This is a genomic window from Bacillus sp. 123MFChir2 (genome assembly GCF_000383235.1).
Classification (GTDB): domain Bacteria; phylum Bacillota; class Bacilli; order Bacillales; family Bacillaceae_G; genus Bacillus_A.
In genome coordinates this window covers 42,112-68,978 of sequence record NZ_KB910943.1, presented here as the reverse complement: position 1 = coordinate 68,978, position 26,867 = coordinate 42,112, and the positions used below count along the sequence as shown (strand labels likewise).

Here is a 26,867-nt window from a genome sequence, read left to right as displayed (position 1 = left end):
CCCATATATACTTCTATAGAAATTCCGCCCCCTGTTTTTGGTAATATCTCTCTATTTTCTCTCGAATTCTTCTTTGTTTGTAAAACTTTTGATTTATCTTCACCTGTATTTGGTTTTTCACTCGTATTCGGTTTTTCACCTGTATTCGGTTTCTCGCCCGTATTCGGTTTTTCACCCGTATTCGCTTTTTCACCTGTATTCGGTTTCTCGCCCGTATTCGGTTTTTCACCCGTATTCGCTTTTTCACCTGTATTCGGTTTTTCAACCGCATTTGGCTTTTCACCTGTATTTGGCTTTTCACCCGTATTTGGCTTTTCACCCGTATTTGGCTTTTCACCCGTATTTGGCTTTTCACCCATATTTGGTTTTTCACCTGCATTTGGCTTTTCACCCGTATTTGGTTTTTCACCTGTATTTGGCTTTTCACCTGTATTTGGTTTTTCACCCGTATTTGGTTTTTCACCTGTATTTGGTGTATCTGTTTCTGCTTTCACTTGTTCTAATCGATTATTTTTTATCTTGAATAGGGAAGTTTTATTTTCTTCCTTAGTCATTTCTGTATTTCCATAATAATATTTAAATCGCGAAGGTTCTGCATGATATATTTGAATTATATCCCCTTCCTCATATGTTAAACCGTTAATAGCATTTTCCAATGTACTCTTAGTATTCTCTTGTCCCTGTACTTTCACATTTACTTTTTGTTTTTTATTTTTATCATATATTTCCACACCTATATATTCTTTACCTGTAAAATAGCTATGCACTGAATTATTTGTTCCTAAAAAACTTATTTTTTTTGTTTCAGGATGTACGGTTAGGTCTCCTACTAAATATGATCCCAACCCTAAAAATTCTAGTGTATCCCCATATTCCACATTAGCCGGAACTTTTATAAGATTACTATTTCCATACGTATTTGTTAACTTCACTAATACATTCCCAGTATTTTTTCCAACCTTAAGAGCTTCAATAGAAGAGGGGATAACAGAAATATTAACATTGGAAGCATCGTTTAAATTACGAATATTTGTTAAAAATTTAGAGCCATCTAAATGGGAAGCATCCTGTTCTCCTAATAGTACTGTTGGAATAGCTTTTATATTTGCTATCGGGATCATGTACGGACTAAGTTCTCTATCTACTATTTTATTTTTTTCTATTATATTGTTCCAAATGGGTTTTGTTATTTTCGGATATTGTTCTACTATCTTTTTCGTTTCGTTATTTGCATATAGTCCCCATTTTTCAAAGAAAGGTAATAAATTTCTGTTAGCAACCTTACTTGTCATCTGAATAAATAATTGCTTTTTACTATCATCAGTATTCAAGTTATGATTTTTTAAAACACGATACTCTTGATTAAGTTTTGGATAAAAATTATTTCCATATGCTTGGCGTAATTGCTCAAACATTCCAAGCTTAACCCATACACTAGCATTATCAAAGTTTTTATTAGGATCATTTAAAAAGTCACTTATTTCCTTTTTTGAATCTTTCATCAGGCGATTAGGAAATCCGAGCTTTTCTTGAATGACTAACGCTGGAATATTCACAGTTACTTCTCCTAGACCATTCCATGTATAATCTGGATTCTGGTATGTATGTCCCATCTCATGCCATACACCCCATTGCTCTTGATTTGAAGGAGTACTCAAAATATCTTTACCTGCGCCAGTATTTTTTTGAAAACCAATATGTCCACTTGTTGCATAAGCATATCCGGGACCGTTATCCGGGTTCACAATATGGATTCTATTATCATATTTTTGGGCAACACCATTGGCGTTCAAATCTAATCCTGAAACCTCATTTTGAATTAAATATACTTTGTCCCAGTACTTTAATAGATCTTCTACTGATCTATTTTTTAACGTTTTAGCGGCAAGTGGATATTGAAATGTACCAAATACATGTTGACCAACTAGTTCAACAAATGGGGCCTTTGGCATTTTTTCTAACATGTTTAACCATTCTTCTTGCTTGGTTTTCCCTAAAATGAATTTAGGGACAGCTTCTCCCCCCAATATCGAAACTGTAATTGTATTTGTTTCAGATGTATTTTTGAGATATAACATTCCATCTCCTTTATCAAAAACGATGTTATTATCTCCACTTTTTAATTCAAAATTAGTATAACCAATATTTTTATTATCATTTAGATATTCATATGTTCCAACTTGCCCGATAGTAGCATACAGTTTTGCTGAACTATCAGCATTGTGAACTTGAATTTTAATATGTTCTCCTTTTTTAACAAAAATTCCTGTCGGTTCTAAATCAGAGTGATACATTGTACGATTTTCTAAAGATCTTCTCTTATTTGCATCTCCCATTGGTTTTAAAACAAAATTCTCACTCTTATCTGCTTTCTGTGATTTATTTCCAAATGAATTATCCGCATACTCTGCATGAGATATTATTGGATAAAATTGCTGTGGCAACATAATTACCATAAAAGCAAATAAAACGTGTAATAATTCGGAAAATTTAACACACTTTGGCTTGTAACTTTTAGTCCCCCTTCCTTGTCGATTCATACTGTTCTTCTTCCTTTGTCGGTTCATGCTGTACTCCTTCCTTTTTTATTCTCCTAATAAATAGGAGTACCGCCACATTTTGAAAAAACACGTTAAGAGTTTTTAGCTAATTTCACCATGTTTTAGATTGGATTTCATATAAAAACAGGCTACTTGGAGTAAATTATGTTGCGTTAGCAACCGATTTTAATAGTTTTTTCTCCATGTCATACAACACAAATGATATTTTGTGTTGTATCCCCCTATTCTTAGCAGGACTAAATTCACATCATTTTATGGCGAAATGTGCTTAACGTGGGGGTTTTTCAGATTCGAGACCTGTACCCTAAATTTAAATATTAAGATTCTCAAATAATTATAACTTCAGTAAGATGTATGTCAACTACAACCTTAGTAAGGAAAAAAGGAAAGGAATACAGTATTCTCCTCGTAGCAAACGACTCAGTGTTATCAATGTGTATATACGACATATATATCCATTTTAATTTGGATATATATAGCGAGGTTTACATCATGAAACTTTGCAACAGAACCTTAAAGAAGATCTTATTTCACAAAATTCACAAACCGATCATTCTGTAACATAGGTACCACTTGCAGTACATCTACAGCTGCACTATACGTTATATCTTCCGCAAAGCCGCGCTCTCGTAACTCCCTACCGCTTCCGCAATCCCAAATGAATTCATCAAGATTGGACCTTGCAGACTGAAAAGCACCCATACATAATTGTGCTTCTACTGATTTACTCCCTTTCAATTTCTCTATGATTGCCCCTGCACCTAAGTAATCTTCTATCCCTGGTCTTAAATCATTTTCATCTCCTTTTGGGTCTTCCCAATGTTCACCGCAAGGAACAACTGTTATATTGGCACCAGTTTGTTTTTGGATATGATTCGCTGCCTTTGCAATTTCCGAAGCGTTAAGTAAACAGCCAATCAAAAGAGCTGGAACTTTCGAAGCAATCCACGTACAAGATGCACCGTTTAACGAACATAAAACAAATCTTTTCCCGAAATTATCGGCACTAAATGTGACTGGAGATAAAGAATGCTTTCCTGTTTTTACCGCTTCTGCCCTGCTTAATATAAGCTCTGCACCTAATTGATTCGCATATGCTTTTGCTTTTTCATTCAATGGCGGTGGATATGGAAAAATTTCCGCACCTACATGTAAAGCGCTGGCTACTGCTGAAGAAAAACTAAGGACATCAACAATAATGGTAATATCACCGCGCCTTGCTGCTTCCCTAGCTCCGCGCCGTCCCCACTCAATCCGGCACTGAAATGAAGATTGTGCAAACACTGACATAGAATAGCCCCCATTCATCATTGTTTCTACTCTCATGTTAGCTGCATGATGCAAAAAGAAATAGACTGTTTTTCAAAATTTTGATATTATATTGAATGAGATCTACATAAAAAAGCGATGTAATAGCTTACATATACAGTGAGCTATTACATCGCTTTTTTCTTGATTTTTCACATACTAATTACTGCTATGCAAACCACACCATGACCGTTTCTATGCGCGGCCAGATGCTCTCGCCCCTCCTAAAAAGAAAGGTTTTTGTCGTTTCTAGGCCTACCGCTTATTCAAAATCTGCAAAACGATGCAAATTGATCTTTTCTCCAATCATCACTAACCCATCCCCTTCTTGCACAACTTCATCTGGAGAAGGAGAAATATTGATTCTTCCCTTACTTTTAATGGCGATGATATTTAAATTTAATTTTGCCCGAATATCTAGTTCTTTCAAACTTTTTCCTGACATGCTGGAGGGTACTTTAATTTCTTCAACACTGTAACCTTTGGCGAGTTCAATGAAATTAAGGACATTCGGTAACATAAGTTGATGTGCTACACGCTCGCCCATATCCCACTCAGGGAATACGACCCAATCCGCGCCTACCTTCTCTAACACTTGGCCATGGCGTTTATTAAGTGCCTTGACTACAACTTTGTTTACGCCTAATTCTTTTAGTACCAAGACGGTTAAAATGCTTGCTTGAATATCATTTCCAATTGCGACAATGACTGTATCAATATTCCGAATGCCGATTGCTTTTAACGCCTCTTCATCTGTCGCATCAGCAATTACAACATGGGTAGCCGCATCCTCAAGTTCATTGACACGTCTTTCATTGCTATCTATTGCCAATACTTCATTTCCTGCTTCTACTAATGTATTTACAATACTTGAACCAAACCTTCCGAGTCCAATGACTGCATATTGCTTTTTCATATTCCTATCGCTCCTCCAAGGATGAATGAACCTCTAGCCAATCATAATTTTTCCTTTTGGATAACTGAACGGATCTGAATTTCTTCGCAGTGTAACGGCAAAAGCAATGGTCAATGGCCCTACCCTTCCTGCAAACATCGTTAAAGTAATGATGATTTTTCCAATCGGAGACAATTCAGGGGTTAGTCCCATAGAAAGCCCTACCGTTCCAAAAGCAGATGTTGATTCAAAGAGAATCATTAAAAAGTCCTTTCCTGGTTCTGTTATGGTTAGCAGCATGGTAACTATCATAACGATAAAAAGACCAGCTAACATAACGGTAAGTGATTTATAAATTGTATCGTATGCAATTCTTTTTCGAAAAAAGATCACATCTTCTTTTCCTTTTATTTGTGACCGTACTGCCCCCAAAAGGATTGCAAGTGTAGTTGTTTTGATTCCTCCGCCCGTAGATCCAGGAGAAGCCCCGATATACATGAGAATAATCATAATAAAAAGTGTTGAATGGTGTAAGTCTGAAATATTGAGCGTATTTGCCCCAGCTGTTCTTGGTGTGACAGCTTGAAATAATGAAGCTAAAAATTTACCAAACGCGGATAACGGTTGTAACGTTTTGGGATTATGAAATTCCAACAAGAAAATAAGAATCGTTCCTCCTACTACTAGCAGGGAGCTTGTAAAAAGAACGACCTTCGTATGTAAGGAAAGGCGCCTAATCTGTCTGTATTCATATACCTCATTCATAACAATAAAACCAATACCCCCTAATGTAATTAACGCACAAACTACCAATGTAACAATTGGATCTTCTACATACGCAGTCAAGCTTTTAAACTCTCCCATTATATCGAACCCTGCGTTGTTAAAATTGGAAACGGCATGAAATACCCCATAATACACTGCTTTTGGAAGCGGCATATCAAATGCAAACCGAATTGCCAATAAAATTGCGCCGATGCATTCAATCACAACTGTAAAAATAAGAATTCTTTTCGCCAAACGAACAATGCCCGCAATGGATAAATTGTTCAACGCCTCTTGTAATAGCAGCCGCTCTTTCAAAGAAATCCTTTTTCCTAACAAAACAGCAAACAAGATCGCAAACGTCATAAATCCTAAACCGCCTACTTGAATGAGAGACAATATAACGAGTTGTCCAAACAACGTGAAGGTTGTTCCCGTATCCACTACGACAAGCCCAGTTACACATGTAGCAGACGTAGCTGTAAACAATGCATTTAACCAAGAAAGACCTTGGCCGTCTTCTGTCGCAATGGGAAGTGTTAAAAGAATCGTGCCGATGAAAATAATGAAAGCGAACCCTACTACTAATGTTTTCGGAGGATCCATATAAATCTGTCTGTTTTTCATAGTTGTGTCTCCTATACATTTTTTTGAGGAAAACTACTCTTCTTCCTTCACATTAAATACCGAACATATATGTAAACCGTTGATAAGATAATGGAGATAATCAATGATAAATTATTAATGAATGCAAGAAATGTTAGTTCCTTTACAGCACTACCAATCATAATATTAGGCGGATCTCCAATCATAGTAGCAGTACCACCAATATTTGAAGCGAAAATTTGAGTGATTGAATAAGGAGCTAGTGCTATAATTACCTTCGTTTCCACGTGTATCCTCCATAATCTTTTTATGTACTTTATTGTAACGATTGCTGTATTTTTTTATGCACAAAAAGAACCCTGCTACTAAACAGGGTTTAAAAAAGGAGTTCTTAAACAAACGTCAAAAAGTCTACATTTGTATACGGAATTTCATGTTCAATCCGCTGCTGTAAATCTTGCAGTGTATGCGCTTGCCAATCTTCCAAATTTTTCGCATCCCACACGTTATGAAACAGCATAAATAAAAAGACTTCGCGCAGTTTTAGAAAAAGCGGAATTTGCCTTAGTATCTCTTTACTCATTGTATGTTCTTTATTGTATCCCTCGATGAAATGTTTCATAAATTCTTGCGGAAACGATACATGTTCTGGCCTTACCGATAACCCTTGCCACACCGCATGGTAAAATGTTGCGGCAATATCTTGCGCAAACCAGTTAAACGAACAATCATCAAAATCAAAGATTGTTATTGTATTGTCTTTGACAAAAAGGTTCCCTTGATGAAGGTCATTATGAATGAGTCCGTATGTATCTTGCTCCTTAGGCAGTTCTTGAACTTCGCTAATCATTTTTTCATAGTTAGCAGCCAACGTTGTACTGATCGATTTTAAAAAGTTCATAGATTTTATATCATACTTCCAAATTGGCCTCTCATATGTTTCGTAATCATGAGCATTCTTTTTAGCAATCGCATGCATTTTTCCGATTGTTTGTCCCCAGTTTTGAAATAGCCTTTCATTCCATTCTTCATCATTCGTAACATTCACAAACTGACCAGGTGCTTTTATAAATGAAGTAATGAAAAATGCCTCTTCCTCTATATCTATTTGTTCAACCCCATTCCCAAAACAAGAAGCAACCGGCAAGGAAACATTCACGCCGCCTGCTTGTAGGCTATATATAAAATCCAATTCACTTTGAATTTGCTTCAAGCTTCTACGAGAGCTCGGTGTAATTCGTAAAATGCGCCTTTCTCCTTCATATGTATACTCGTATACTTCATTTTGAAATCCGCTCGAGAGTTTAACGCAGCTTTCTTCTTTTCCTCTAAAATACTGCATTGCTTGTTTTACTTTTTCACTCATGTTACATACCTCTTCTCTATTAACAAAATGGCACTTCCATTTTCATGCCGAAAAAAGCCAAAATTTCCATAGGACACACACGATAAAAATGAATGAATAATCACTAAAGTCTAATTTTGGCCCCTTCTTCACGTGCATCTCTAACAACGTATAAACTAAATTCCCTTCCTTATACTTATAAATGCTTTTCATTGCATATCTATGAAACAGAAATTGTAGTACTGTAAAACCGGTGGCCAATATGAAAAAGAAAACAAGAAAATCAATCATAGAATCCCTCTTATTTCTTTGTTAGTTACCTCTTATATTTAGACTTCTTTCCTATTCAAAAAATTCCTTCTGTGTCCACTCACATATAGGCATTCACCTACATACATTAAAGTAAATGTATTTTGGGAGGTGTCATACGTTGCGAAAAATTCTAGCGTGTTTATTAATTGTTTTTCTTACTGCCTTTACATTTGTTGCGTGTAATAAAAAAGAAGAGAGTGCAAAGGTACAGAAAGTGCGCGTTGGTGAGGTGACACATTCATTATTTTACGCTCCGTTATATGTCGCGATGGAAAAAGGATTTTTTAAAGATGAAGGACTAGAAGTTGACCTGCAAACAACTGCTGGCGGCGATAAAACGATGACAGCTTTATTATCAAATGGCATCGATATTGCGCTTGTCGGCTCAGAAACGTCTATTTATGTTTATGTGCAAGGAGCAAAAGATCCAGCAATTAACTTTGCCAGGTTAACACAAACAGATGGAACATTTCTCGTTTCTCGTAAAAAACTTAATTCTTTTAACTGGAATGATGTGAAAGGCAAGGATTTTCTCGGTCAGCGTAAAGGCGGGATGCCGCAAATGGTTGGGGAGTACGTACTGAAAAAACATGGAATTGATCCGCCCAAAGATACAAATCTAATTCAAAATATCGAATTTGCGAATATCGCGAATTCCTATGCATCTGGTACCGGTGATTTCGTGCAGCTCTTTGAACCAACTGCTAGCATTTTCGAGAAAGAAGGAAAAGGTTATATCGTTGCTTCATTCGGCGTTGAATCCGGAACTGTTCCGTATACAACCTTTATGGCGAAAGAAAGCTTCTTAAAGAAAGATAAGGCAACCGCAGAGAAATTCACACGTGCTATTTATAAAGCGCAGCAATGGGTCGATACACATAACCCAGACGAAATTGCCAAAGCTGTTGAACCACGCTTTAAAGATACACCAAAAGATATTATGGTAAAAGTTATCGATCGTTATAAACAACAACATTCGTACGCAACAAATCCATTGTTAGACGAGGCAGAGTGGAAACAACTACAAAGTATTATGAAAGACGCTGGCGAATTACCGAAAGAAGTGCAACATAAAGAATTAGTAAACACATCCATCGCTGAAAGTGTCATTAAGAAATAGAGGCGGATCTAATGAACTTTCTAGAGCTTTCCAACGTATCTCATTGCTTCTTCTCAAAAGACAATGCCAGCCTTGTCTTATCGAATATTTCTTTAACAATCGAAGAAGGAGAATTTATCTCCTTCCTTGGCCCAAGCGGCTGCGGCAAAACAACATTACTTTCTATCATTTCAGGTTTACTACAGCCCATTGAAGGAACCGTCTTTCTTGATGGTGAACGCATCACAAAACCAACGTCTTCCATCGGTTATATGCTCCAGCAAGATTACTTGTTTCCGTGGAAAACGATTGAAGATAATATTTCCGTCGGCTTACACATTACAAAAACATACACATCCAAAACGAAGCAACATGCTTTGCATTTGTTAGAAGAAGTTGGTTTGCAAGGGGTTGAGAAGCAATACCCGCGTGAATTATCAGGTGGAATGCGGCAGCGCGCTGCTCTCGTCCGGACACTCGTCACAAATCCAAAAATATTATTACTAGATGAACCATTCTCTGCCCTTGATTATCAAACAAAACTAAAATTAGAAGAACTCGTTTTTTCGATTTTAAAAGAATATAAGAAAACGTCACTTCTCGTTACCCATGACATTGAAGAGGCAATTGCGATGAGCGACCGTATTTACTTGTTGCAAGCAAAACCAGGCCGCATCGCGAAAGTATTTTCAGTCCCAGAAACCATTCGCTCCCTCTCACCATTTGAAGCACGTCAGCACCATGACTTTCCTTCATTCTTCCAGTTAATATGGAAGGAGCTTGAAAAACTTGGATAATATAAAAGAATTTCATCAAAACTTTCAAAAACGTGAAATAAAACGAACATTTTTCGTTCGAACATTGCAGCTGCTCCTGCTCATTCTCTTTTTCGCATTATGGGAAATCGCTAGCCGAAACGAGTGGATTGATCCATTGTTATTTAGCTCACCATCTAGTATCTTTCATTTGCTCATCACAAAGTGGCAAGATCACTCTCTTTGGCCGCACATATATACAACGCTCCTTGAAACATGTCTCGGCTTTATCCTTGGAACACTTCTTGGCACATGTATCGCAACCTTCTTATGGTGGAGCCCATTTATTTCTCGTGTACTCGATCCGTATCTTGTCGTCTTAAACGCAATGCCAAAAGTAGCGCTTGGGCCCATTATTATCGTCATATTTGGGCCGAATATTTCATCAGCAGTAGCCATGGGTGTTATCATATCCATCATCGTTACGATTCTCGTCATTTATAGTGCCTTTCAAGAAGTAGACGCCAATTATGTAAAGGTCATGCAAACCTTTGGTGCAAACAAATGGCAATGTTATAAACAAGTCATTTTACCAGCATCGTTCCCAGCGATTATTTCCACATTAAAAGTAAATGTCGGTCTCTCGTGGGTTGGGGTCATTTTCGGTGAACTGCTCATTTCAAAAGAAGGACTCGGCTATTTAATTAGCTACGGTTTTCAAGTCTTTAACTTTACACTCGTCTTGCTGAGCGTGCTTCTCACTTGTATTCTTGCCACCCTTATGTATGTACTTGTCGCAGCATTTGAAAAATTCGTTACACGCACGAAAAAAGCAACCTAGCTAATAGTAGGTTGCTTTCTTATTAATCACGAATAACTTGCGTTCCCGCAATAAAATCGTGAATAGAACGTTTATCTTTTCGCAGTGCTACCATAAATGCACTTACAATAAAACCAATTCCAAACATAAAACCATATATAATTCCACTTAATAAGTAACGTTTTACTGTAGTCCAAATCGTGATTTTCTGTCCATCCACACGTACAATTCGAATGTTCACTGCTTTCTTACCTACTGTAAACCCGGACCATACAATAGGAACAATTAATAAGTATAACGTTTGCGAAATACCTACTATTATGTCTGATGCATCATCAGACATACCTATTAATGTAAAAATCACAATAGGGGGAACAAATATTAATACATCTAAAAGGATCGCCCCAAATCGTCTCCAAAACCCTGCTAGCTCTTGATTCATATTCTCTTCTCCATTCTCTTATGTATTTCTCTTTACATTTTGGATGTATGTATAGATTCTCTCCTCTTGCTCAAGCAAAAGGATTCGCATCTCCTCTATAGATCACATCCTAAAACTATAACCCTCATATTATAACAAATTTCGACTAAGTTCGACATTTTATTTATAAATTATCCCCCAAATTATAAGATTAACATCTTTATTCTACGCTTCTTCTACTTCCTCCGAAATTTGCTGTAACCCTGCCAGCACTTCCGCTCTCATCTTCACAAGCTCTGGGAATTGATAAAAGAAAGCAATCTTTTGATACTTTACTTCTTTTGACTCTTTCACTTTGTTAGAATCTTGTAAAATGAATGCTGTAAATGTATCAGCAATATCTTCTACAACGTTCGTTGTTGCATATTCAGAAACAAATTTGTCTTCATGTTCTTTAAAAAACTGCATTTGCGCTTCTACATCTGTCTCTACTTTCTTCTCTTTCCATTCACCTTCAATTGGTTTCCAAAACTGTTCATAAAATTGATTCACATACGACTCTTTCTTTGTACAGCCCTCTGTTAAAAACAGCGTTGTACATTTCGATTCATATGCGGAAATATCCTTTTCTTCTGTAACAGCTTTTATATACTTTTTATCTACAGGAATTTGCGTTTTGTTTAACGTGAAAACGTGAGCCGTTTCATGAATTAACGTTTTCATCACTTCGTTTATATTAACGTTGGAATCTAATGCATCTAAACTTAATATCCAGTCTTCAGGATTATTTTCATTTTGCACCACATGTGCAACGACATTATCATAGCCATCTGATACAATATCAAATTCCTTTATATTCTCTCGATATTTTGCTGGTATTAACACACTGTACATATCCCATAATGTTTGATGATAATCTGTGTCTTCATGGAATGCACTAATTTCTTCCCTTGCCTCTTTATCATCACTAAAGACTTTCTGTAATCTTTTTTTATCTAGCTTTTCAAAATATGGATCTATTATTTCATCGTTATCAATATAATAAGATGCTAAAAAGAAGTAACGTTCGTCATCTTTTCTTTGTTCTTCGTATGCCGTTAATTCTTCTTTATTTTCTACTTCTGTATATGTTTCTAGTTCAGAGATTCCTTGCATATTTTTATTAATCTTGCTCAGAGATGCATCCCCAGTTTTTAAACATTCTTCTTTTGTTTTACATACTTCTTTTGCCACATTCTTTGCTTTACTACAGCTACTAATCAAGCAAATAAATATAAGCAAAAATAAAAAATGAATATAGTTTTTCCTCATAACTTCCTCCTTGCATTCTATTTTTTCATTGAAATCATAATCAATTTTGGCAAAAGATACAATAATACGATTTCACTCTATATAGATGCAAATTGAAAAACTAACATAAAAAACCTTTTCTTTTTAGGGTAGGCAAGAGGATCTGGCCATGCATAGTAGCAGTCTATCCCGTACTAACAGACCTATCTCTAGAAAAATAAAAAAAGAAATCGGTTGCTCTACTTTGTAAAACAGCCGATTTCTTCTATATGCCGCATTGTGCGCGCTAGTACATCATCACGCATAATGAAACTGAAGCGTCTATTTTCTTTGATGTCCCCTGGAATTTGTGTCAATAATACAGATCCCTTTGTTTCTTCATAGTGCGTATGTTGTTCTACGGCACTAATTGTTGCGAAATAAATGTTTTTAATGATTATTTTGTCTTTTCCGGATACTTTATATTGTCCAATATACGTTAAGCTCGATACAATACCGCCTGTTTCTTCATGAACTTCACGAACTGCCGCTTCTTCCGGTGTTTCTCCCTCTTCTACTTTTCCACCTGGAAATTCAATACCACGGCGCAAATGATGGGTTAATAACCATTGATCTCCGTACCGGCACACAACCCACACATGCTTTGGCTCGGGAGAAAATGGGTAACGTTCAAACGATAATTGTACAGTGTTATGATAGTAATCTTTAAATGTGTACATGCCCTACTCCCCTATTGATGGTTACAAATTTCTTACCATAAATTGTAGCACATTCTGACTAGTATGACTAATCTTATCCTATCATAACCCGTCGATAATACCCATTTGTGCAATTAACTCTTTTGCTTCATTGTCACCAAGCTCGTAAATCATTCGATATGCTTTTTGCAATTGTTCATCATACCGATCATTATTGGAATCATGATGATATTCAACAAACGGAACATGTGAACGTACAAACGTCCCAAGATCTTCACGATACGCCTTATCAAAATACTCGCGCAGCCTCAAAATTTCCTCATCCGTCGCTTCAATTGTAAAACTATATGTATTAGCCGTTTTCACTTGTGAAATTTCGCCATTTGCAACTGAAATATAGTATATTTTCTTATCCATAGAACGTCCCTTCTTTCACCTACTTTACTTTCTATTGTTTTCATTTTTTACAAAAATATGTAAAAGCATAGTTGATTTAATGATAAAATAAATGCAGGATTAATCTTGTAATAATCTGAACATAAATGCATTTCGTACGTACAATCAATAAAAGATATTCATAATAAGCCTTCTGTGGCTTCGACTATCAAGAAAACAATCATAAAGGAGAGAGGTAAGATGCTAACTGGATTACGTATTTTCTTCGGAATACTCACAATCGCTATCAGTACATACAGTTTGTCTACCAAGGATGTTACACTCATGCCTTACATGCAACTGTCCCTTGCTCTCATGTTTATCTTCATCGGTATTTCCGAAAAAAAGGCTGAGCGAAAAGACATGGGAATTTTGTCATTCGGCGTTTCTGGGTTCCTTTTCTTCGTTGTTATATTACATTTCCTTCGCTAAACGATTGAAAAAAATTCCAGTTAAGGAGAGCACGAATATGCTCAAAATATTACGGATTACTTTTTCCATCATCACGCTACTTTTAGGAGCATTCGGATTTTTTACAGATAACACTCCATTCATTTTACCTTATATGCTCATCTCTTTAGGACTCATGTGTGTCATTTCAAGTATTGCAGAATTTCAAAAACAACAAACATCTACTGGGATTTTACTGTTTCTTACTGGTGCATTTGCGATATATTTTCCGCTCTCACAACTCTTTCGCTAAACGGAACACTATATACAAAAAATGATAAGGAGAAGCGACCATGCTAAAAACACTTCGTATTCTATTTAGTACAATTGCTTTAATTCTTGCTACTTATTCCTTTTTCTCAGAAAGCAATCAGCTACCTATTTATATACAAATATTCCTAAGTCTGACCTGTTTAACATGGGGAATTTCTGAGATAAAAGAGCAGCGCAAATCAATGGGGATTTTACTCATTTGTGTTGCTATCTTTATATCCTTTGTCGCCTTCGTAAAAATGTTCCGTTAATACTCTCACTTCTGTATATCGGCGCTTCGACACGGTTTAGAGATTCCTCGACAAAATTTAACATACATCCGCCAACTAAAAAAGCTGCCTTCCCCAGGCAGCTTTCTCACATATTATCCAAACACTTTCTCAAGTTCACCTTTATCTTGGCTTAGCCAGAAATTCATTAAGCGTTTTGCACCTTCTAAGTCATGAAGTTTCGCTTGGCCGCACTGCGTTTCGTTTGCCGCAGGAATTTCTGTAATTTGTATTGCGTCTTGCAATGTTAACTCTAATAAGTCGATGACTTCGCGTACTGTTGGCGTACCGCTTACGACAAGGTAGTATCCTGTTTGGCAGCCCATTGGCGAAATATCAATAATATCAAAGTGTGGATAACGATCAATATATTTACGTAAATTAAATGCTAATAAATGCTCTAGCGTATGAATGACATCTGGCTTCATCGCTTGTTTATTTGGTTGGCAAAAACGAATATCAAATTTATTTACGATACCGTCTTTTCCTACTTGATGAACGCCGCAATGTCTTACATAAGGCGCTTTTACAATTGTATGATCTAATTCAAAGCTTTCTACTGATGGCATATTCATCTCTCCCACTTTTCATAATCCTTATATATCCAATATGATATAACGGAATTAAAAATTAGTAAAGTATTATATATATCAAACTTGATCTCCCAACACACAAGTCGCTGCCATGCCAAGCAAAAAGTAACCTGCTACTCGCATACTTCTTTTGTTTAAAACATCGCACGTAGCAGAAAATGGCCCTAATCGTTCCTAGGTACAGCCAGTCGATCTCACCCTCCCCTAAAGAGAATGGCGGCTTTATGTTTATTTTCAGTGAGTCGCTGCCACGCAGACAAAACATAACCCATACTTACCCTTTGTTTTAATCCTCGCACGTGGAAAAAAAGGAACTGACCGCCTCTACACATAGCCAGACGCTCTCATCCCCCTAAAAGAAAAGGGTTTTTGGTTTTTGTGCTTCGTGTTTTCAATTTATATATATACGTACAAACCGTGCTATAATACTTACAGCATATGCCGGAAAGGAGCTTATTATGAAACGCATTTTCATCGGTATTATTCGCTTTTACCAAAAGTTTATTTCTCCAATGACACCGCCAACGTGCCGCTTCCATCCAACGTGTTCTCACTACGGGCTTGAAGCCATTCAAACTCACGGTGCATTAAAAGGAAGTTGGCTTACAGTGAAACGTATTTTGAAATGCCATCCCTTTCATCCAGGCGGATTCGATCCTGTCCCAGAGAAAAAACAGAAGAAGAATTAACCTTCGTAACCATTCACAACAACATCTAACTTTCCAGTATCCGGATGAATAACAAGTCCGTGTACAGGAACTTCTGTTGGCATAAGCGGATGGTTGTGAAGAATAGAAACACTGTGTTCTACGCTTTCTTCTACACTTGAGAACCCACGTAAAAACTTCTCTAAATCGATTCCAGAATAACGAAGTGTGTCTAGTTTTTCTTCAGAAACACCGCGCTCTTTCATCTTTTCAATCGTGCTGCTCGCTTGAATTTTCGCCATACCACAATCGTGATGACCAATTACACATACTTCATCTGCACCAAGTTCATAAATCGCTACTAAAATGCTGCGCATAATACTTCCAAATGGATGTGAAATAACAGCGCCAGCTACTTTAATAATTTTTACGTCACCGTTACGCATGTTCATCGCTTTTGGCAGTAGTTCTACAAGGCGCGTGTCCATACATGAAATAAGCACCATTTTTTTATTCGGGTATTTTCCGGTTTCGTATTCTTCATATTTTTTACTTTCAACAAATTCCTTATTATATTGCAAAATCTCTTCTAGAGCTTTCATAGTCAATCCCCTCTTTCTTTATGTAGCTATAATGCAAGTGTACCAAAGAACAAAAAAAACAAAAAATTTATTGCTTTATCCCGCATTAACGATCAGTAAGCCCCCACCTCAAGATGCAAAGGGAGATAACTGACCGTAAAAGCCCGATTGGTGAGGGCTAACCATCAGTGAGAAAGGCATCACTGATGGAAGTTTCACTTTATCCTAAGAATATAATTTTTCAGACAACAGTCATAATTCTTCCATAATTTCCACACAGTTCTGTAACAACTACCTCGTACTTTGCTTAAATTTTCACTATAAACTAAATGTAGATAATGAAAATGAAAAAAGGGAGTGAATTTTATTATGTCCGACGTTTTGTTACTGAGTCGTTTTCAATTTGCAATTACAATTTTTTATCATTTCTTATTTGTACCGTTAACACTCGGACTCGTTATTTTAGTAGCGTGTATGGAAACGCAATATGCACGCACATTAAATCCAACGTATCGAAAAATGGCGAATTTCTGGGGTAAGTTATTTACGATTAACTTCGTAATGGGAATCATCACCGGGATTACGATGGAATTCCAATTCGGAACAAACTGGTCTGAGTACTCCAAATATATGGGAGATATTTTTGGATCTCCGCTAGCAATAGAAGCACTTGTTGCCTTCTTCTTAGAATCTACTTTCATGGGAATTTGGTTGTTCGGTAAAGATAAAGTTTCACCAAAGTTCCGTGCTTTCTCTATGTGGATGGTCGCACTTGGCACAAATATTTCTGCACTTTGGATCATTACAGCGAACGGCTTCATGCAAAACCCAGTTGGTTATGTAGTCCGAAATGGCCGCGCTGAATTAAATGACTTTTGGGCACTAGTTACAAATCCATACGCATGGCATATGTTCTTCCATACTGTTGTTGGTTGTTATATCGTTGGTTCATTCTTCGTTATGGCAATTAGTGCGTATCACTTACTGCGTAAAAATGACGTTGAATTCTTTAAAAAATCATTTAAGTATGGTTTAATATTCGGTTTATTTGCAGCAACTGCAACACCATTCATCGGTCATGAATCCGGTGCTTTCGCGGCGAAAATGCAACCTGCAAAAGGGGCAGCAATGGAAGCTGTTTGGGACACTGGGGAAGGAAAAGGGTTCTCAATTTTTCAAATTCCTGATGTGAAAAATGAGAAAAATTTCGAAGCATTAACAATTCCAAAACTCGGCAGCTTCTTCTATACAAATTCATTTGATGGAAAAATTGTCGGTTTAAAAGATATTCCAAAAGACGAGCGTCCAAACGTAAATCTAGTTTACTACAGCTTCCGTTTAATGGTTGCACTTGGCACATTCTTTATGGCACTTACATGGTTTGGTTTCTATTTAAGCCGCAAAGGAAAACTAGAAAACTCAAAACGTTTCTTAAAACTTACAATGTGGTCTGTATTACTTCCATATGTAGCGATTAACGCAGGTTGGATTGTTGCAGAAGCGGGACGTCAACCTTGGACAGTATACAAACTAATGCGAACAGCAGAATCAGTTTCACCAATTTCTGTACCGCAAATTTGGTTCTCTTTAATTAGCTTAATCTTATTCTACACTTTACTATTAATTGCTGATGTATACCTTATGTTGAAATTTGCGAAAAAAGGACCAGCAGCATTAGAAGAGACTACAGAGGGAGGTGCAGCTCATGTCTCATGATACACTTGCAATTATTTGGTTCGGCTTATGGGGCGTGATTTGGACAGTTTACTTTATTCTCGATGGTTATGCACTTGGTAACGGAATGATTTTCCCGTTCGTTACGAAAGATCGCCAAGAGCGCAATCAGCTGCAAGAAGCAATTGGACCGTTCTGGGGCGGAAATGAAGTATGGTTAATTACAGCTGGGGGAGCAACATTCGCTGCTTTCCCAATCACATATGCAAACATGTTCAGTTACTTATACACACCATTATTCTTAGTATTACTTGCTCTGTTCGCTCGTGCAGCAGGACTAGAATTCATGCACAAAGATGATTCACCAGTTTGGCAAACTATTTGTAAATGGACATATGCCGTTGGTAGTTTCTTAATTGCTTTCTTATTCGGCGTTACATTCGCTAACCTATATTACGGATTACAAATTGGTAAAAATGGCTATGAAGGAAATCTACTTAGCTTATTACACCCATATGGCATTTTAGGCGGCCTTTTCTTCACAGCAATCTTTGTCGTATCAGGCGCGCTTTGGGTTATGATTAAAGCGACTGGTGAAGTATCAGATCGTGCTTATAAAATTGCCAAGCCATTTTCAATGGCAGCCGCAATTATTCTAGCTATCTTTTACGTCGCAACGTCAAACCTTACAAACTTATTCCAAAATTTCACGGAATATCCTGTACTGTTCTTAATCCCAGCTCTAGCGATGTTAATGAGCGTCATCGCTATGGCAATGGTTTTCAAACGTAAAATTGGCTTAGCCTTCACATTTGTTTGCTTAACAATTGCTACGTTTATGGCAACTGGTTTTGCTGGTATGTTCCCAAGAATGCTGCCATCACGTATTAACGATGCATACAGCACAACATTATTCCAAGCAGCAGGTAGTGAATTAAACTTAAAAATTATGTTCTTTGTTGCTATGGTAATGGTACCTATCGTTATTGGCTATCAATTATGGAGCTACACAATCTTTAAAGAAAAAATTCATAAAGACTCTGCAAAAGGGTATCACTAAAATCGCGAACCATCCTCTATCTGGGGATGGTTTTTTCTGTTATTTTCTTTACTTCTTGATATATGATTAAAAAAGGTAACTACTCAGTTACTTTATGAAAAACCGATAGAAAAGGGGAGAGGGACTGGCGATGCATAGGAGCGGTCAGTTCCTTTTCCTGCCACGTGCAGGCCCCCTATTGTATTTGCATAACAGCAGTCTATATACCAAAAAGGAATTTACAAGTAATAGAGAGACACATCTTCACTAGAATCATACCCTTTTCTAAATTTCTAAAAGGTATAGCTGAGTAGTCACAAAAAGAAATTTATTAGAAAGTTGAGGTATTTACAAAGGCTATGTTTTTAGAAATCATTACTTTTATTTTACTCGTTATTTTTCTATTCTTTTATTTAAGGGATCCAAGAAGTTTAATAATTGGATTTTTATTCAATCTGTTTTTTTGCTCATTCCTTATCCTGTTTGTTTATTTAGGTTTTAGCTCCGGTAATGCGATATTTCGAATCATTGCCACTATCCCTCTTTTCATCATTGGCTTTATGTTAACCTTTGGTATATTCGCTTTAATGATTGGACTATTTCTGAATGCAAGGATTTTAATGAGAAAAGAAGGACGACGCTTTTCAAATTGTTTAACTTTACTAGCTGGACTAGGTATTTTATTCAGTATAATATGCTTACTATTTAAGCCAACTCAATTTTTATCTCCTCATTTCGGACCAATTTTTAGCGGCGTATTTTTCATTATGGTATATTTCTTTTTCCACTTATCCAACTTCTTAACAGCTTATTTTCTGTATCAGTTCAACAGACCAAGACGCAATCAAGATTTCATTATCGTTCTTGGCAGTGGATTAATTAACGATAAAGTGCCACCACTTTTAGCAAGCAGAATTAATAAGGCGATTGATTTTTATTGGAAACAAGCAGCTATTTCTTTTCCGCCTACAATCATTTTCTCTGGTGGACAAGGCCCTGATGAAAACATTCCTGAAGCTGAGGCTATGCAAATATACGCCATTAAAAAAGGGATTCCTACCGAGCATACGATAAAAGAAGATCGTTCTGTTAACACGTATCAAAATATGTTATTTTCAAAACAAATTATGGATTCACGAAAAGAAGGAAAATACAAAAGTATCTTTACAACAAACAATTTCCATCTTTTCCGCGCTGGATTATATGCAAAAGAAGCCGGACTTAACAGCCAAGGAATTGGTTCAAAAACAGCTTTTTATTACTGGCCAAACGCGATGATTCGAGAGTATATTGCAATTGTTGTCATGGGTCGTAAACGCCATATTAAGGTTGTAGGAGTTATCTTAGGATTCTCCGGACTCCTTACAATGATTCGTTTTCTATTTTCTTAATCCATATAAGAAAAGCGCAAGAAGCAACTAGTATGCTTCTTGCGCTTTTTTCTTTACCTTCTTTTCGTAACTTTTCCGGAACCGCCAACCTTTGTTTTAGGGGGAGACGTATTCTTCGGTGGGCCTGTTGTTGATGATTTCGGCTTCACATCTGATTCACTAGAACCACCTGGTGATTTTATAATTTTCCCTTTATTCTCCGTAGAAGGCGGAACTGCTTTCGTGCCTTTTTCTGTAACGCTTCCCGAATCACCTACAGATGGTTTTTGCTCTACTTTATCACTTCTTTTAATAATAGAACCTTTACCTTGCTTCGTGATTGGCGGTGGTGTTTTCTTTTCTTCTTTTGTAGGTGGTCGTTCTTGGATAACCGGTTTATAATTTTGTCTGTCTGTATACCCACGGTAATCGCCGTGATACGATTTACGCGAATCAAATATATCGTCCAGTATGCTTGCTAACAGAAATCCTTGTAAGAAAGATGGCTGATAGTTTTGACGGACAAACTCTTTATTACTGATTTCAATTAATGTGTCAGATGGCTTCTCTTTATCCTTCTGAATGTTGTATATTTTATCAGAATACACAAGGAACATTTGATTTTCGTCTTCTTTAGACGCTTGTTTTGGTTCCTGTTCATCAATTAATTCTTTGGCAACTTGAGGAACTGTCCGATTGGCGGCCCGGTACACATAAGATTCTTGCTTACCGTCTTTCGCAACTGATTCTAACGGGTAACGGTCTTGAATCGACTTTCCATTTTGACATCCCGATAAAGCAAAACCTGCAATTACAAGTAACATAACAATAGCAAGTATAGCGATGCCGAGCGATTTAATCATGGGAAACAATCGTTTTGACATGATTACGCCCCCTTACGTTGCTCTTATGATTTGTACATCAGCTGAAAGAATCGATTCTCCCTCATACATCATTGTACGTCCATCTTGCCACTCAACGCGAAGCAGCTTTCGATTATCAGATTGGAACTCCCATACGTATTGTTCATCATTTGCTGCAAATGGTGTTTTCCCCACGACAACAACACGCCCGTTATATTGCTCTTCCATATGGTAGTCTATCTCATCCATTTCAAGTGTCGTTGGAATCTCATTGATTGAATCTAATCGGCCATCAATAGGAGCATATAATTTATAATACGTGTTCTCACGATTTTCAATTTTTAAATATCGAATCGTTCTTCCATCCCGCAATGTTAAAATAATTTCGTTGCGAGAATGCATGCTTGTTTTTCCAATCACTTCATACATGACTAACGAAACTTCAATCATATCACCAGGCGCTAACGTGAGTACCGTTTTCTCAGGTTTAGCAGGTTCCGGACTTTTTATTATATTTTTAATACGTTTAAATAAACTCATTGACCGACCCATCCTTTTCTCGTTATAGACATGCTGATAAAATAAGGGCACCGACAATATGTAACGAACCTGCTAAGACAGCATGTGCTACATATCCTTGCTTCGTTCCCTCATCTACATCTAAATCAATGGCTTTTCTCAAAATAAATTCAACAAACATTTGTACAAATAATAAGATTGCAAAAGATACCGCTGACGCAAGTAATGCCTGCCATAGATCGTTTGATTTCGAAATCGATTGCGATAAAATGTATCCTTGTGCAAACAACTTCATCGCAAAGCGCGTCGTCACTGCCACATTCCCTTTTTTAATTTCTTCTAAATCTTTATATTTAGTAAAAAGTGAATCAATCCACATCAATAGAAATAAAAGGATAGCGCCTGCACCTGTCCATACAAGCATGGCTAAAATATTCATTCCTGTCATTAAAAAACCACCTCTGAAAAAATAATAGAAAACCGACATGACTTCCTTCTATGACATGTCGGCTCTCTTGTCTATTCTCTATAAATCCATCGTAATTTCCTAGCATATAAACTGCGGCTATGAAAACAATAACAGTTCTCCACTCATTCTCTCCTTTTGTTTTCACGCGGCATGGAGCTAAAAAAGGAACTGACCGCTCCTATACATGATCGGATGCTCTCTCCAACCTAAAAAGAAAAGGTTTTTTCATTTATAGATTATTTCTCATACTGCTTCATAATACGAGCTAATTCATCATCTACAGCTGAGTTTTTGTTTAAACTCGCAAATTCGTCATCTAATGATTTTTCTTTTTTATAAATCTCTCCACTCGCTTCTGCTTCAGCCTCTAATTGAAGAGCTTTTTCTTCCATACGGCTTAAACCTGCTTTTGCTGTATTCGCATCAAAACCAGACATTGCCTGATTAATATTTTTTTGTGCTTTTGCTGCGTTCACACGCGCTACAAGCGTTTCACGTTTATTTTTTAATTCTGTTAATTGCTTACGCATTTCTTCTAATTTCATACGAAGATTATCAGCAGCCGCTTTATTTTGCTCATAGCTTGCTTTATATTCATTCATTTTTTGTTCTGCAGTTTGTTTTTCTTCTAAAGCACGGCGCGCAAGGTCAAGGTTATTTGCTTGAACTGCCATATGCGCTTGTTCTTCACGTTTCTTTACAAGTGCTTCTTGCTCTTCAAACAACAATTTAAATTTTTTCTCAAGTGCAATTTGTGCTGCTACGCTTTTCTCAGCTTCTTGTACATCCTCTTGCATATCACGTAAATACTGATCTGTCATTTTAATTGGATCTTCTGCTTTTTCAATTAATGAATACACGTTTGACATTGTTAAATCTCTTAATCGTTTAAATACGGACATTTAAATTCCTCCTAATAAATTGCTTCCTATTTCAAATTCAGTACTCGGAAAACCCAAAAATCTCCCTTTACAGTAAGAATATTCATATTTCAAACCCATGTGTACATTATATCAAAAATAAAATGCACTTACATATTGTTTTATAAATATATAAACGATAATCTGACATTCCCATCATAACTTATAAAAAGTAGATAAAAAAAGCTTTGCGAAATTCGCAAAGCTTTCCTCTATTTATTCACAACTTGTTCCATACCAGTACTACAAATGTTTGACTGACATGATTTATTAAGAGAACATGCTGCACATTTCCCTTTTTTACTTCTCTTTACAAAGTTCATTAGCGTATATCCTGCATATCCAAAAATGACAGCTCCAATTACAATATTGACTATCATTGTGATACATCTCCTTTTAGAATCCGAGCATGGATCCAACTTGGTATATAACTAGTGTTAATACGTATGCAACCACAAGCGGGTAAACAACAGCGAAAATCGTCCACTTTAAGGACCCTGTTTCACGGCGGATAACCGCAACTGTTGCTAAACATGGGACATATAACAAAATAAAGAACATAAACGAATATGCTGATAATGTCGTGAAATGCGTACCAATTACGTTTCCTAATACATCTTCTTTCACAGAATAAATAATTGCCATTGTCGAAACAACAACTTCTTTTGCTAAAAATCCTGTTAATAGTGATGCAGCTGCTTGCCATGTTCCAAACCCAAGCGGAGCAAGAATCGGTGCAAATAAGCCGCCAATCATTGCTAAGAAACTATCTCCCATATCTACACCGAATCCAGATGGCCCAGCATAGTTTAATAACCAAATCACAACAGAACCACCAAAGATAAATGTACCAGCTTTACGTACAAATCCTTTTCCTTTTTCCCACGTACTGCGCCATAACGTTTTTGCTTGCGGCACACGGTAAGGCGGAAGTTCAATTACAAAAATAGATTTCTCTTCTTTTAAAACCGTAATGGACATAATTTTTGTAACGAGTAATGCAAGGATAATACCGATAAGATATAAAGAAAATACAACAATCGCTTGACTATGCGGAAAAAAGACTCCAGCAAATAGTGCATATACAGGCAGGCGGGCTGAACATGACATAAATGGTGTCACTAAAATCGTAAGCAGCCTCTCCTTCTCCTGTTCAATCGTTCTCGCTGCCATAACGCCTGGTACATTACAGCCAAAACCGATAATCATTGGTATAAACGCTTTTCCGTTTAATCCAAAAAACTCCATAATCCGATCCATTACAACGGCAATACGTGCCATATATCCGGAATCTTCTAGTAATGAAATAAAGAAGAACAATGCGAAAATTTGCGGCACGAATACTAATACCGCACCAACACCTGCAATAATTCCATCTGTAACGAGCGCTCGAATGAAATTAGACGCACCAATATTCGTAAGGCCTGCTGTTACCCAATCTGTAAATGGACCGCCGACAAATGCATCAAATTGATCCGATAAAGGCTTTCCAATCCATGAAAATGTAATCTGAAAAATTAAAAACATGATTCCTAAAAAGATTGGTAGTCCCAAAATTTTATGCGTAATTAATTTATCAATTCTTTCCGAAAAAGGAATGCTTCCTTCTTTTTCAAGGCGAATCACACTTGTTTTCAACTTTTCAATATACGCTGCACGTACTCCGTATATATGCTGTTCTAACGTAACATCTAATTCTGCTTCTAATGCAGAGCGAATTGCTACAAGTTCGCTATATACATGCGATTTTGCGAGTTCTTTCTCTACCACTTCGTTATTTCCTAAAAATTGCAGTGCAAGCCACCTTGCATGCTCATCATTTTCTTGCTGCAATTTATCCATAACCCGCTGGATTCCTGTCTCTACTGCTTTACCATATGAAAGAATAAACGGCTTTTGCTCCGCCTTATCGCTTTCATGAAGAGCAGCTAATAATTCCTCGCAGCCTCTTCCACTTCTTGCTATTACGGGAATAACCGATACACCTAACATTTCAGCTAGTTTGTTGACATCAATTACAATCCCACGCTGTTTTGCCACATCAATCATATTTAAGCCAATCGAAAGTGGTTTCCCAAATTCTAATAATTGCAATGTTAAATGCATATTACGCTCAAATTGAGAAGAATCGACAATATTTAACATATGATGAAATTCTTCTGTTAATAAGAATTGCGTAACTACTCCTTCATCACGGGATACAGGATTTAAATCGTATATACCTGGTAAATCTATTAGCATTCCTTGCTTATCTTTTAATTTACCAATCTTTTTTTCTACGGTTACTCCGCTCCAGTTCCCAACATATTCATAAGAACCAGTAAGTGCATTAAACAATGATGTTTTCCCCGTATTCGGATTTCCTAGCAAAGCAACCTTGTTCACGTTAATTCCACCTTTATCATTTTCGCATCACAATGACGAATAGAGATTAATTGTCCACGGCATTCTAATGTACACGGACCATTAAGCATTGCTTTTTGTTTTACACAAAGCTCGCACCCCTCAGAAAATCCAAATGAAGCCAAACGGCGTTTTAACAATTTATCAAGAGACTGCAAATCTTTTACACGTACTTTTTCATCTATACTCATATCAACTAAGTTCATAAATTATCCCCCTAAAAAGATAACGATAATTATTATCAATATAAATTATAACATGACTCTCTGAAAAAAAACTATACACTACGCTGTGTATTTATTACTATTTTTTGTACAATTCCATCTTATTTAACATAAAAATCGTCGCTATGCACGGACAGTTGCTCTCGCTCTTCCTAAAAAGAAAGGGTTTATGTCACTTTTTTAACTTGTATTTCTAAAATTACCTATATAAATCCCTGCCACGCAAAACAAAACATGACACACTCTCGCTTTCTACCTTTGTTTTAAACCTCGCACGTGGAAGAATAAGGAACTGACCGCTTCTATGCATTGCCAGTTCCTCTCGTCCCCTCCTAAAAAGAAAAGGTTTTTGATTTTCGTTTGCCATTCTTATCCATTGTTATTACAATAATAATAACAATCTAAGAATCTCGTTGTCACAGGGGGAGCCTCGTTGCTGAGAGGGAACACTTTGTTCCGACCCTTTGAACCTGTTAGTTAATGCTAACGTAGGAATTGTGCAGACGTATATACATAAGTAGTAATTTACAATTTGTGTATTTTCATCTCCCTATGGTAATGATTCTTCTTTTGTAACTTGGATGTAGGGGGACTTTTACATGCGTAACACAAATTTACAAGCAATGATAGAGGCAGCGATTCTCGCAGCATTTGCGTTAGTCATCGACATTTTGCCGCTCTCTATTAAACTTCAACCAGGCGGTTCTATCTCATTTGCTATGATTCCAATTTTTATTATTGCTTACCGCTGGGGCTTTAAAGTGAGTTTCTTAAGTGGTCTCGTTTGGGGGTTATTACAAATTGTTGCAGGAGATGCATCTATTTTCACACCGGTGCAAGCGTTTATTGAATACTTCATCGCCTTTTCCTTTATTGGCTTTGCTGGATTATTTCATGAACCAATTCAACAATCAATTGCAAATGGACAAAAAACAAAAGCGATTACGTATATCATTATTGCTACATTTATTGGTAGCTTAGCTCGTTACTTTTGGCACTTCATTGCTGGCTTTATTTTCTTTGGACAATATGCACCAAAAGGACAATCAGCTGTTTTATATTCCTTTATCTTTAACGGCGTTACAATGATTGGTTCTTTCGTATTGTGTGCGGTTCTACTTGTCGCTTTATTTATAACAGCACCGCGCTTATTTACAGGCGTGAATAAGCATTATATAAATACAAAAAACATTGCTTAATCAGCAATGTTTTTTGTATTTAAGAGATAGACAAAAATCCCGCTTTTCTAAAGCGGGATTTTTC

The 26,867-nt window shown here is 36.7% G+C and carries 29 protein-coding genes, 1 pseudogene and 1 riboswitch; of the genes and pseudogenes, 11 read left to right on the top strand and 19 right to left on the bottom strand.

Annotated features, from left to right (window positions below; genetic code table 11):
* From H280_RS0112275 to H280_RS0112250, 6 genes and pseudogenes are all read right to left on the bottom strand, one after another.
* On the bottom strand, positions 1–2,540 hold a 2,540-nt coding region (locus H280_RS0112275; RefSeq protein WP_020061424.1), incomplete at its 3' end, for a M60 family metallopeptidase.
* Positions 2,541–3,086: 546 nt separating this feature from the next.
* Positions 3,087–3,851 (bottom strand): 2-phosphosulfolactate phosphatase, encoded by a 765-nt coding sequence (locus tag H280_RS0112270; protein WP_020061423.1) that lies wholly within the window; start codon positions 3,849–3,851, stop codon positions 3,087–3,089.
* A 280-nt stretch (positions 3,852–4,131) separates the two neighbouring features.
* Positions 4,132–4,785 (bottom strand): potassium channel family protein, encoded by a 654-nt coding sequence (locus H280_RS0112265; RefSeq protein ID WP_020061422.1) that lies wholly within the window; start codon positions 4,783–4,785, stop codon positions 4,132–4,134.
* 33 nt (positions 4,786–4,818) lie between these two features.
* On the bottom strand, positions 4,819–6,156 hold the full coding sequence (locus H280_RS0112260; RefSeq protein WP_020061421.1) for a TrkH family potassium uptake protein: 1,338 nt from the start codon (positions 6,154–6,156) through the stop codon (positions 4,819–4,821).
* A 65-nt stretch (positions 6,157–6,221) separates the two neighbouring features.
* Positions 6,222–6,392: pseudogene (locus H280_RS0112255) on the bottom strand (SLC13 family permease); the annotation flags it as partial.
* 134 nt (positions 6,393–6,526) lie between these two features.
* Positions 6,527–7,501: a phosphotransferase enzyme family protein gene (locus tag H280_RS0112250; protein ID WP_020061419.1), complete on the bottom strand. Its 975-nt coding sequence runs from the start codon at positions 7,499–7,501 to the stop codon at positions 6,527–6,529.
* Between the two features lie 409 nt (positions 7,502–7,910).
* Between H280_RS0112250 and H280_RS0112240 the strand changes: the two genes are divergently transcribed.
* The 3 genes from H280_RS0112240 to H280_RS0112230 are packed head-to-tail and all read left to right on the top strand — an operon-like array spanning position 7,911 to position 10,487.
* Positions 7,911–8,912: an ABC transporter substrate-binding protein gene (locus H280_RS0112240; RefSeq protein ID WP_020061417.1), complete on the top strand. Its 1,002-nt coding sequence runs from the start codon at positions 7,911–7,913 to the stop codon at positions 8,910–8,912.
* Between the two features lie 11 nt (positions 8,913–8,923).
* Complete coding sequence (locus H280_RS0112235; protein WP_020061416.1) at positions 8,924–9,688, top strand: ABC transporter ATP-binding protein; 765 nt, start codon at positions 8,924–8,926, stop codon at positions 9,686–9,688.
* Complete coding sequence (locus H280_RS0112230; RefSeq protein WP_020061415.1) at positions 9,681–10,487, top strand: ABC transporter permease; 807 nt, start codon at positions 9,681–9,683, stop codon at positions 10,485–10,487. The genes H280_RS0112235 and H280_RS0112230 overlap by 8 nt, the downstream gene beginning before the upstream one ends.
* Positions 10,488–10,509: 22 nt before the next feature.
* Here the strand turns inward: H280_RS0112230 and H280_RS0112225 are convergent, their stop codons facing one another.
* The 4 genes from H280_RS0112225 to H280_RS0112210 form a co-directional block, all read right to left on the bottom strand.
* Positions 10,510–10,908 (bottom strand): RDD family protein, encoded by a 399-nt coding sequence (locus H280_RS0112225; RefSeq protein WP_020061414.1) that lies wholly within the window; start codon positions 10,906–10,908, stop codon positions 10,510–10,512.
* A 204-nt stretch (positions 10,909–11,112) separates the two neighbouring features.
* A complete protein-coding gene (locus H280_RS0112220; protein ID WP_020061413.1) occupies positions 11,113–12,198 on the bottom strand; it encodes a hypothetical protein in 1,086 nt (361 codons plus the stop codon).
* Between the two features lie 218 nt (positions 12,199–12,416).
* The gene (gene ytkD, locus H280_RS0112215; RefSeq protein WP_020061412.1) at positions 12,417–12,896 is read right to left on the bottom strand and encodes an RNA deprotection pyrophosphohydrolase; all 480 of its coding nucleotides are present in this window, start codon (positions 12,894–12,896) and stop codon (positions 12,417–12,419) included.
* Positions 12,897–12,977: 81 nt separating this feature from the next.
* Positions 12,978–13,292 (bottom strand): hypothetical protein, encoded by a 315-nt coding sequence (locus tag H280_RS0112210; protein WP_020061411.1) that lies wholly within the window; start codon positions 13,290–13,292, stop codon positions 12,978–12,980.
* A 219-nt stretch (positions 13,293–13,511) separates the two neighbouring features.
* On the opposite strand from H280_RS0112210, the gene H280_RS0112205 reads away from it, so the two are divergent.
* Genes H280_RS0112205 through H280_RS0112195 form a run of 3 tightly spaced genes read left to right on the top strand, consistent with a single transcriptional unit; the run spans position 13,512 to position 14,284 of the window.
* Entirely contained in the window at positions 13,512–13,742 is a 231-nt protein-coding gene (locus H280_RS0112205; protein ID WP_020061410.1) for a DUF3953 domain-containing protein, read from the top strand.
* Positions 13,743–13,779: 37 nt separating this feature from the next.
* Positions 13,780–14,013 carry a DUF3953 domain-containing protein gene (locus H280_RS0112200; RefSeq protein ID WP_020061409.1) on the top strand — a complete coding sequence of 78 codons (234 nt, stop codon included), beginning with the start codon at positions 13,780–13,782 and terminating at the stop codon, positions 14,011–14,013.
* Between the two features lie 40 nt (positions 14,014–14,053).
* The gene (locus H280_RS0112195) at positions 14,054–14,284 is read left to right on the top strand and encodes a YczI family protein (RefSeq protein ID WP_020061408.1); all 231 of its coding nucleotides are present in this window, start codon (positions 14,054–14,056) and stop codon (positions 14,282–14,284) included.
* Positions 14,285–14,397: 113 nt separating this feature from the next.
* On the opposite strand, the gene luxS is transcribed toward H280_RS0112195, so the two are convergent.
* Positions 14,398–14,871: an S-ribosylhomocysteine lyase LuxS gene (gene luxS / locus H280_RS0112190; protein ID WP_020061407.1), complete on the bottom strand. Its 474-nt coding sequence runs from the start codon at positions 14,869–14,871 to the stop codon at positions 14,398–14,400.
* Between the two features lie 482 nt (positions 14,872–15,353).
* Here luxS and yidD point away from each other — a divergent pair, with 482 nt between their 5' ends.
* Positions 15,354–15,584, top strand: a complete 231-nt coding sequence (gene yidD / locus H280_RS0112180) for a membrane protein insertion efficiency factor YidD (protein WP_020061405.1) — start codon at positions 15,354–15,356, stop codon at positions 15,582–15,584.
* Here the strand turns inward: yidD and H280_RS0112175 are convergent.
* Positions 15,581–16,144: a beta-class carbonic anhydrase gene (locus H280_RS0112175; protein WP_020061404.1), complete on the bottom strand. Its 564-nt coding sequence runs from the start codon at positions 16,142–16,144 to the stop codon at positions 15,581–15,583. The genes yidD and H280_RS0112175 overlap by 4 nt on opposite strands.
* A 348-nt stretch (positions 16,145–16,492) precedes the next feature.
* Between H280_RS0112175 and H280_RS0112170 the strand changes: the two genes are divergently transcribed.
* From H280_RS0112170 to H280_RS0112160, 3 genes are all read left to right on the top strand, one after another.
* The gene (locus tag H280_RS0112170) at positions 16,493–17,839 is read left to right on the top strand and encodes a cytochrome ubiquinol oxidase subunit I (RefSeq protein ID WP_020061403.1); all 1,347 of its coding nucleotides are present in this window, start codon (positions 16,493–16,495) and stop codon (positions 17,837–17,839) included.
* Positions 17,829–18,857, top strand: a complete 1,029-nt coding sequence (cydB, locus tag H280_RS0112165; protein WP_020061402.1) for a cytochrome d ubiquinol oxidase subunit II — start codon at positions 17,829–17,831, stop codon at positions 18,855–18,857. Before H280_RS0112170 ends, cydB begins: the two co-directional genes overlap by 11 nt.
* Before the next feature lie 338 nt (positions 18,858–19,195).
* Complete coding sequence (locus H280_RS0112160; protein ID WP_020061401.1) at positions 19,196–20,227, top strand: YdcF family protein; 1,032 nt, start codon at positions 19,196–19,198, stop codon at positions 20,225–20,227.
* A gap of 53 nt (positions 20,228–20,280) precedes the next feature.
* On the opposite strand, the gene H280_RS0112155 is transcribed toward H280_RS0112160, so the two are convergent.
* From H280_RS0112155 to H280_RS0112125, 7 genes are all read right to left on the bottom strand, one after another.
* Positions 20,281–21,090 (bottom strand): DUF4247 domain-containing protein, encoded by an 810-nt coding sequence (locus tag H280_RS0112155; protein WP_020061400.1) that lies wholly within the window; start codon positions 21,088–21,090, stop codon positions 20,281–20,283.
* Positions 21,091–21,102: 12 nt separating this feature from the next.
* Positions 21,103–21,609 (bottom strand): DUF4178 domain-containing protein, encoded by a 507-nt coding sequence (locus H280_RS0112150; protein ID WP_020061399.1) that lies wholly within the window; start codon positions 21,607–21,609, stop codon positions 21,103–21,105.
* A 22-nt stretch (positions 21,610–21,631) separates the two neighbouring features.
* Entirely contained in the window at positions 21,632–22,036 is a 405-nt protein-coding gene (locus H280_RS0112145; protein ID WP_020061398.1) for a DUF350 domain-containing protein, read from the bottom strand.
* Between the two features lie 257 nt (positions 22,037–22,293).
* The gene (locus H280_RS0112140) at positions 22,294–22,959 is read right to left on the bottom strand and encodes a PspA/IM30 family protein (protein WP_020061397.1); all 666 of its coding nucleotides are present in this window, start codon (positions 22,957–22,959) and stop codon (positions 22,294–22,296) included.
* 230 nt (positions 22,960–23,189) lie between these two features.
* Positions 23,190–23,357, bottom strand: a complete 168-nt coding sequence (locus H280_RS0112135; protein ID WP_020061396.1) for a FeoB-associated Cys-rich membrane protein — start codon at positions 23,355–23,357, stop codon at positions 23,190–23,192.
* A 16-nt stretch (positions 23,358–23,373) separates the two neighbouring features.
* Positions 23,374–25,362 carry a ferrous iron transport protein B gene (feoB, locus tag H280_RS0112130; protein WP_020061395.1) on the bottom strand — a complete coding sequence of 663 codons (1,989 nt, stop codon included), beginning with the start codon at positions 25,360–25,362 and terminating at the stop codon, positions 23,374–23,376.
* A complete protein-coding gene (locus H280_RS0112125; protein ID WP_020061394.1) occupies positions 25,359–25,586 on the bottom strand; it encodes a FeoA family protein in 228 nt (75 codons plus the stop codon). Before H280_RS0112125 ends, feoB begins: the two co-directional genes overlap by 4 nt.
* 429 nt (positions 25,587–26,015) lie before the next feature.
* Positions 26,016–26,117: riboswitch (TPP riboswitch) on the top strand.
* Between the two features lie 86 nt (positions 26,118–26,203).
* On the opposite strand from H280_RS0112125, the gene thiT reads away from it, so the two are divergent.
* Positions 26,204–26,803 (top strand): energy-coupled thiamine transporter ThiT, encoded by a 600-nt coding sequence (gene thiT / locus H280_RS0112120; RefSeq protein ID WP_020061393.1) that lies wholly within the window; start codon positions 26,204–26,206, stop codon positions 26,801–26,803.
* Positions 26,804–26,867: the final 64 nt, after the last annotated feature.

Bases quoted from the DNA above. Each gene is read 5' to 3' on its own strand.
- H280_RS0112135 (WP_020061396.1), bottom strand. From the start codon at position 23,357: ATGATAGTCAATATTGTAATTGGAGCTGTCATTTTTGGATATGCAGGA.
- luxS (WP_020061407.1), bottom strand. From the start codon at position 14,871: ATGCCATCAGTAGAAAGCTTTGAATTAGATCATACAATTGTAAAAGCG.
- H280_RS0112270 (WP_020061423.1), bottom strand. From the start codon at position 3,851: ATGTCAGTGTTTGCACAATCTTCATTTCAGTGCCGGATTGAGTGGGGA.
- H280_RS0112155 (WP_020061400.1), bottom strand. From the start codon at position 21,090: ATGTCAAAACGATTGTTTCCCATGATTAAATCGCTCGGCATCGCTATA.
- H280_RS0112125 (WP_020061394.1), bottom strand. From the start codon at position 25,586: ATGAACTTAGTTGATATGAGTATAGATGAAAAAGTACGTGTAAAAGAT.
- H280_RS0112195 (WP_020061408.1), top strand. From the start codon at position 14,054: ATGCTAAAAACACTTCGTATTCTATTTAGTACAATTGCTTTAATTCTT.
- H280_RS0112260 (WP_020061421.1), bottom strand. From the start codon at position 6,156: ATGAAAAACAGACAGATTTATATGGATCCTCCGAAAACATTAGTAGTA.
- ytkD (WP_020061412.1), bottom strand. From the start codon at position 12,896: ATGTACACATTTAAAGATTACTATCATAACACTGTACAATTATCGTTT.
- H280_RS0112235 (WP_020061416.1), top strand. From the start codon at position 8,924: ATGAACTTTCTAGAGCTTTCCAACGTATCTCATTGCTTCTTCTCAAAA.
- H280_RS0112175 (WP_020061404.1), bottom strand. From the start codon at position 16,144: ATGAAAGCTCTAGAAGAGATTTTGCAATATAATAAGGAATTTGTTGAA.
- cydB (WP_020061402.1), top strand. From the start codon at position 17,829: ATGTCTCATGATACACTTGCAATTATTTGGTTCGGCTTATGGGGCGTG.
- H280_RS0112220 (WP_020061413.1), bottom strand. From the start codon at position 12,198: ATGAGGAAAAACTATATTCATTTTTTATTTTTGCTTATATTTATTTGC.
- H280_RS0112225 (WP_020061414.1), bottom strand. From the start codon at position 10,908: ATGAATCAAGAGCTAGCAGGGTTTTGGAGACGATTTGGGGCGATCCTT.
- H280_RS0112140 (WP_020061397.1), bottom strand. From the start codon at position 22,959: ATGTCCGTATTTAAACGATTAAGAGATTTAACAATGTCAAACGTGTAT.
- H280_RS0112250 (WP_020061419.1), bottom strand. From the start codon at position 7,501: ATGAGTGAAAAAGTAAAACAAGCAATGCAGTATTTTAGAGGAAAAGAA.
- yidD (WP_020061405.1), top strand. From the start codon at position 15,354: ATGAAACGCATTTTCATCGGTATTATTCGCTTTTACCAAAAGTTTATT.
- H280_RS0112150 (WP_020061399.1), bottom strand. From the start codon at position 21,609: ATGAGTTTATTTAAACGTATTAAAAATATAATAAAAAGTCCGGAACCT.
- H280_RS0112210 (WP_020061411.1), bottom strand. From the start codon at position 13,292: ATGGATAAGAAAATATACTATATTTCAGTTGCAAATGGCGAAATTTCA.
- H280_RS0112265 (WP_020061422.1), bottom strand. From the start codon at position 4,785: ATGAAAAAGCAATATGCAGTCATTGGACTCGGAAGGTTTGGTTCAAGT.
- H280_RS0112205 (WP_020061410.1), top strand. From the start codon at position 13,512: ATGCTAACTGGATTACGTATTTTCTTCGGAATACTCACAATCGCTATC.
- H280_RS0112145 (WP_020061398.1), bottom strand. From the start codon at position 22,036: ATGACAGGAATGAATATTTTAGCCATGCTTGTATGGACAGGTGCAGGC.
- H280_RS0112200 (WP_020061409.1), top strand. From the start codon at position 13,780: ATGCTCAAAATATTACGGATTACTTTTTCCATCATCACGCTACTTTTA.
- H280_RS0112160 (WP_020061401.1), top strand. From the start codon at position 19,196: ATGTTTTTAGAAATCATTACTTTTATTTTACTCGTTATTTTTCTATTC.
- thiT (WP_020061393.1), top strand. From the start codon at position 26,204: ATGCGTAACACAAATTTACAAGCAATGATAGAGGCAGCGATTCTCGCA.
- H280_RS0112170 (WP_020061403.1), top strand. From the start codon at position 16,493: ATGTCCGACGTTTTGTTACTGAGTCGTTTTCAATTTGCAATTACAATT.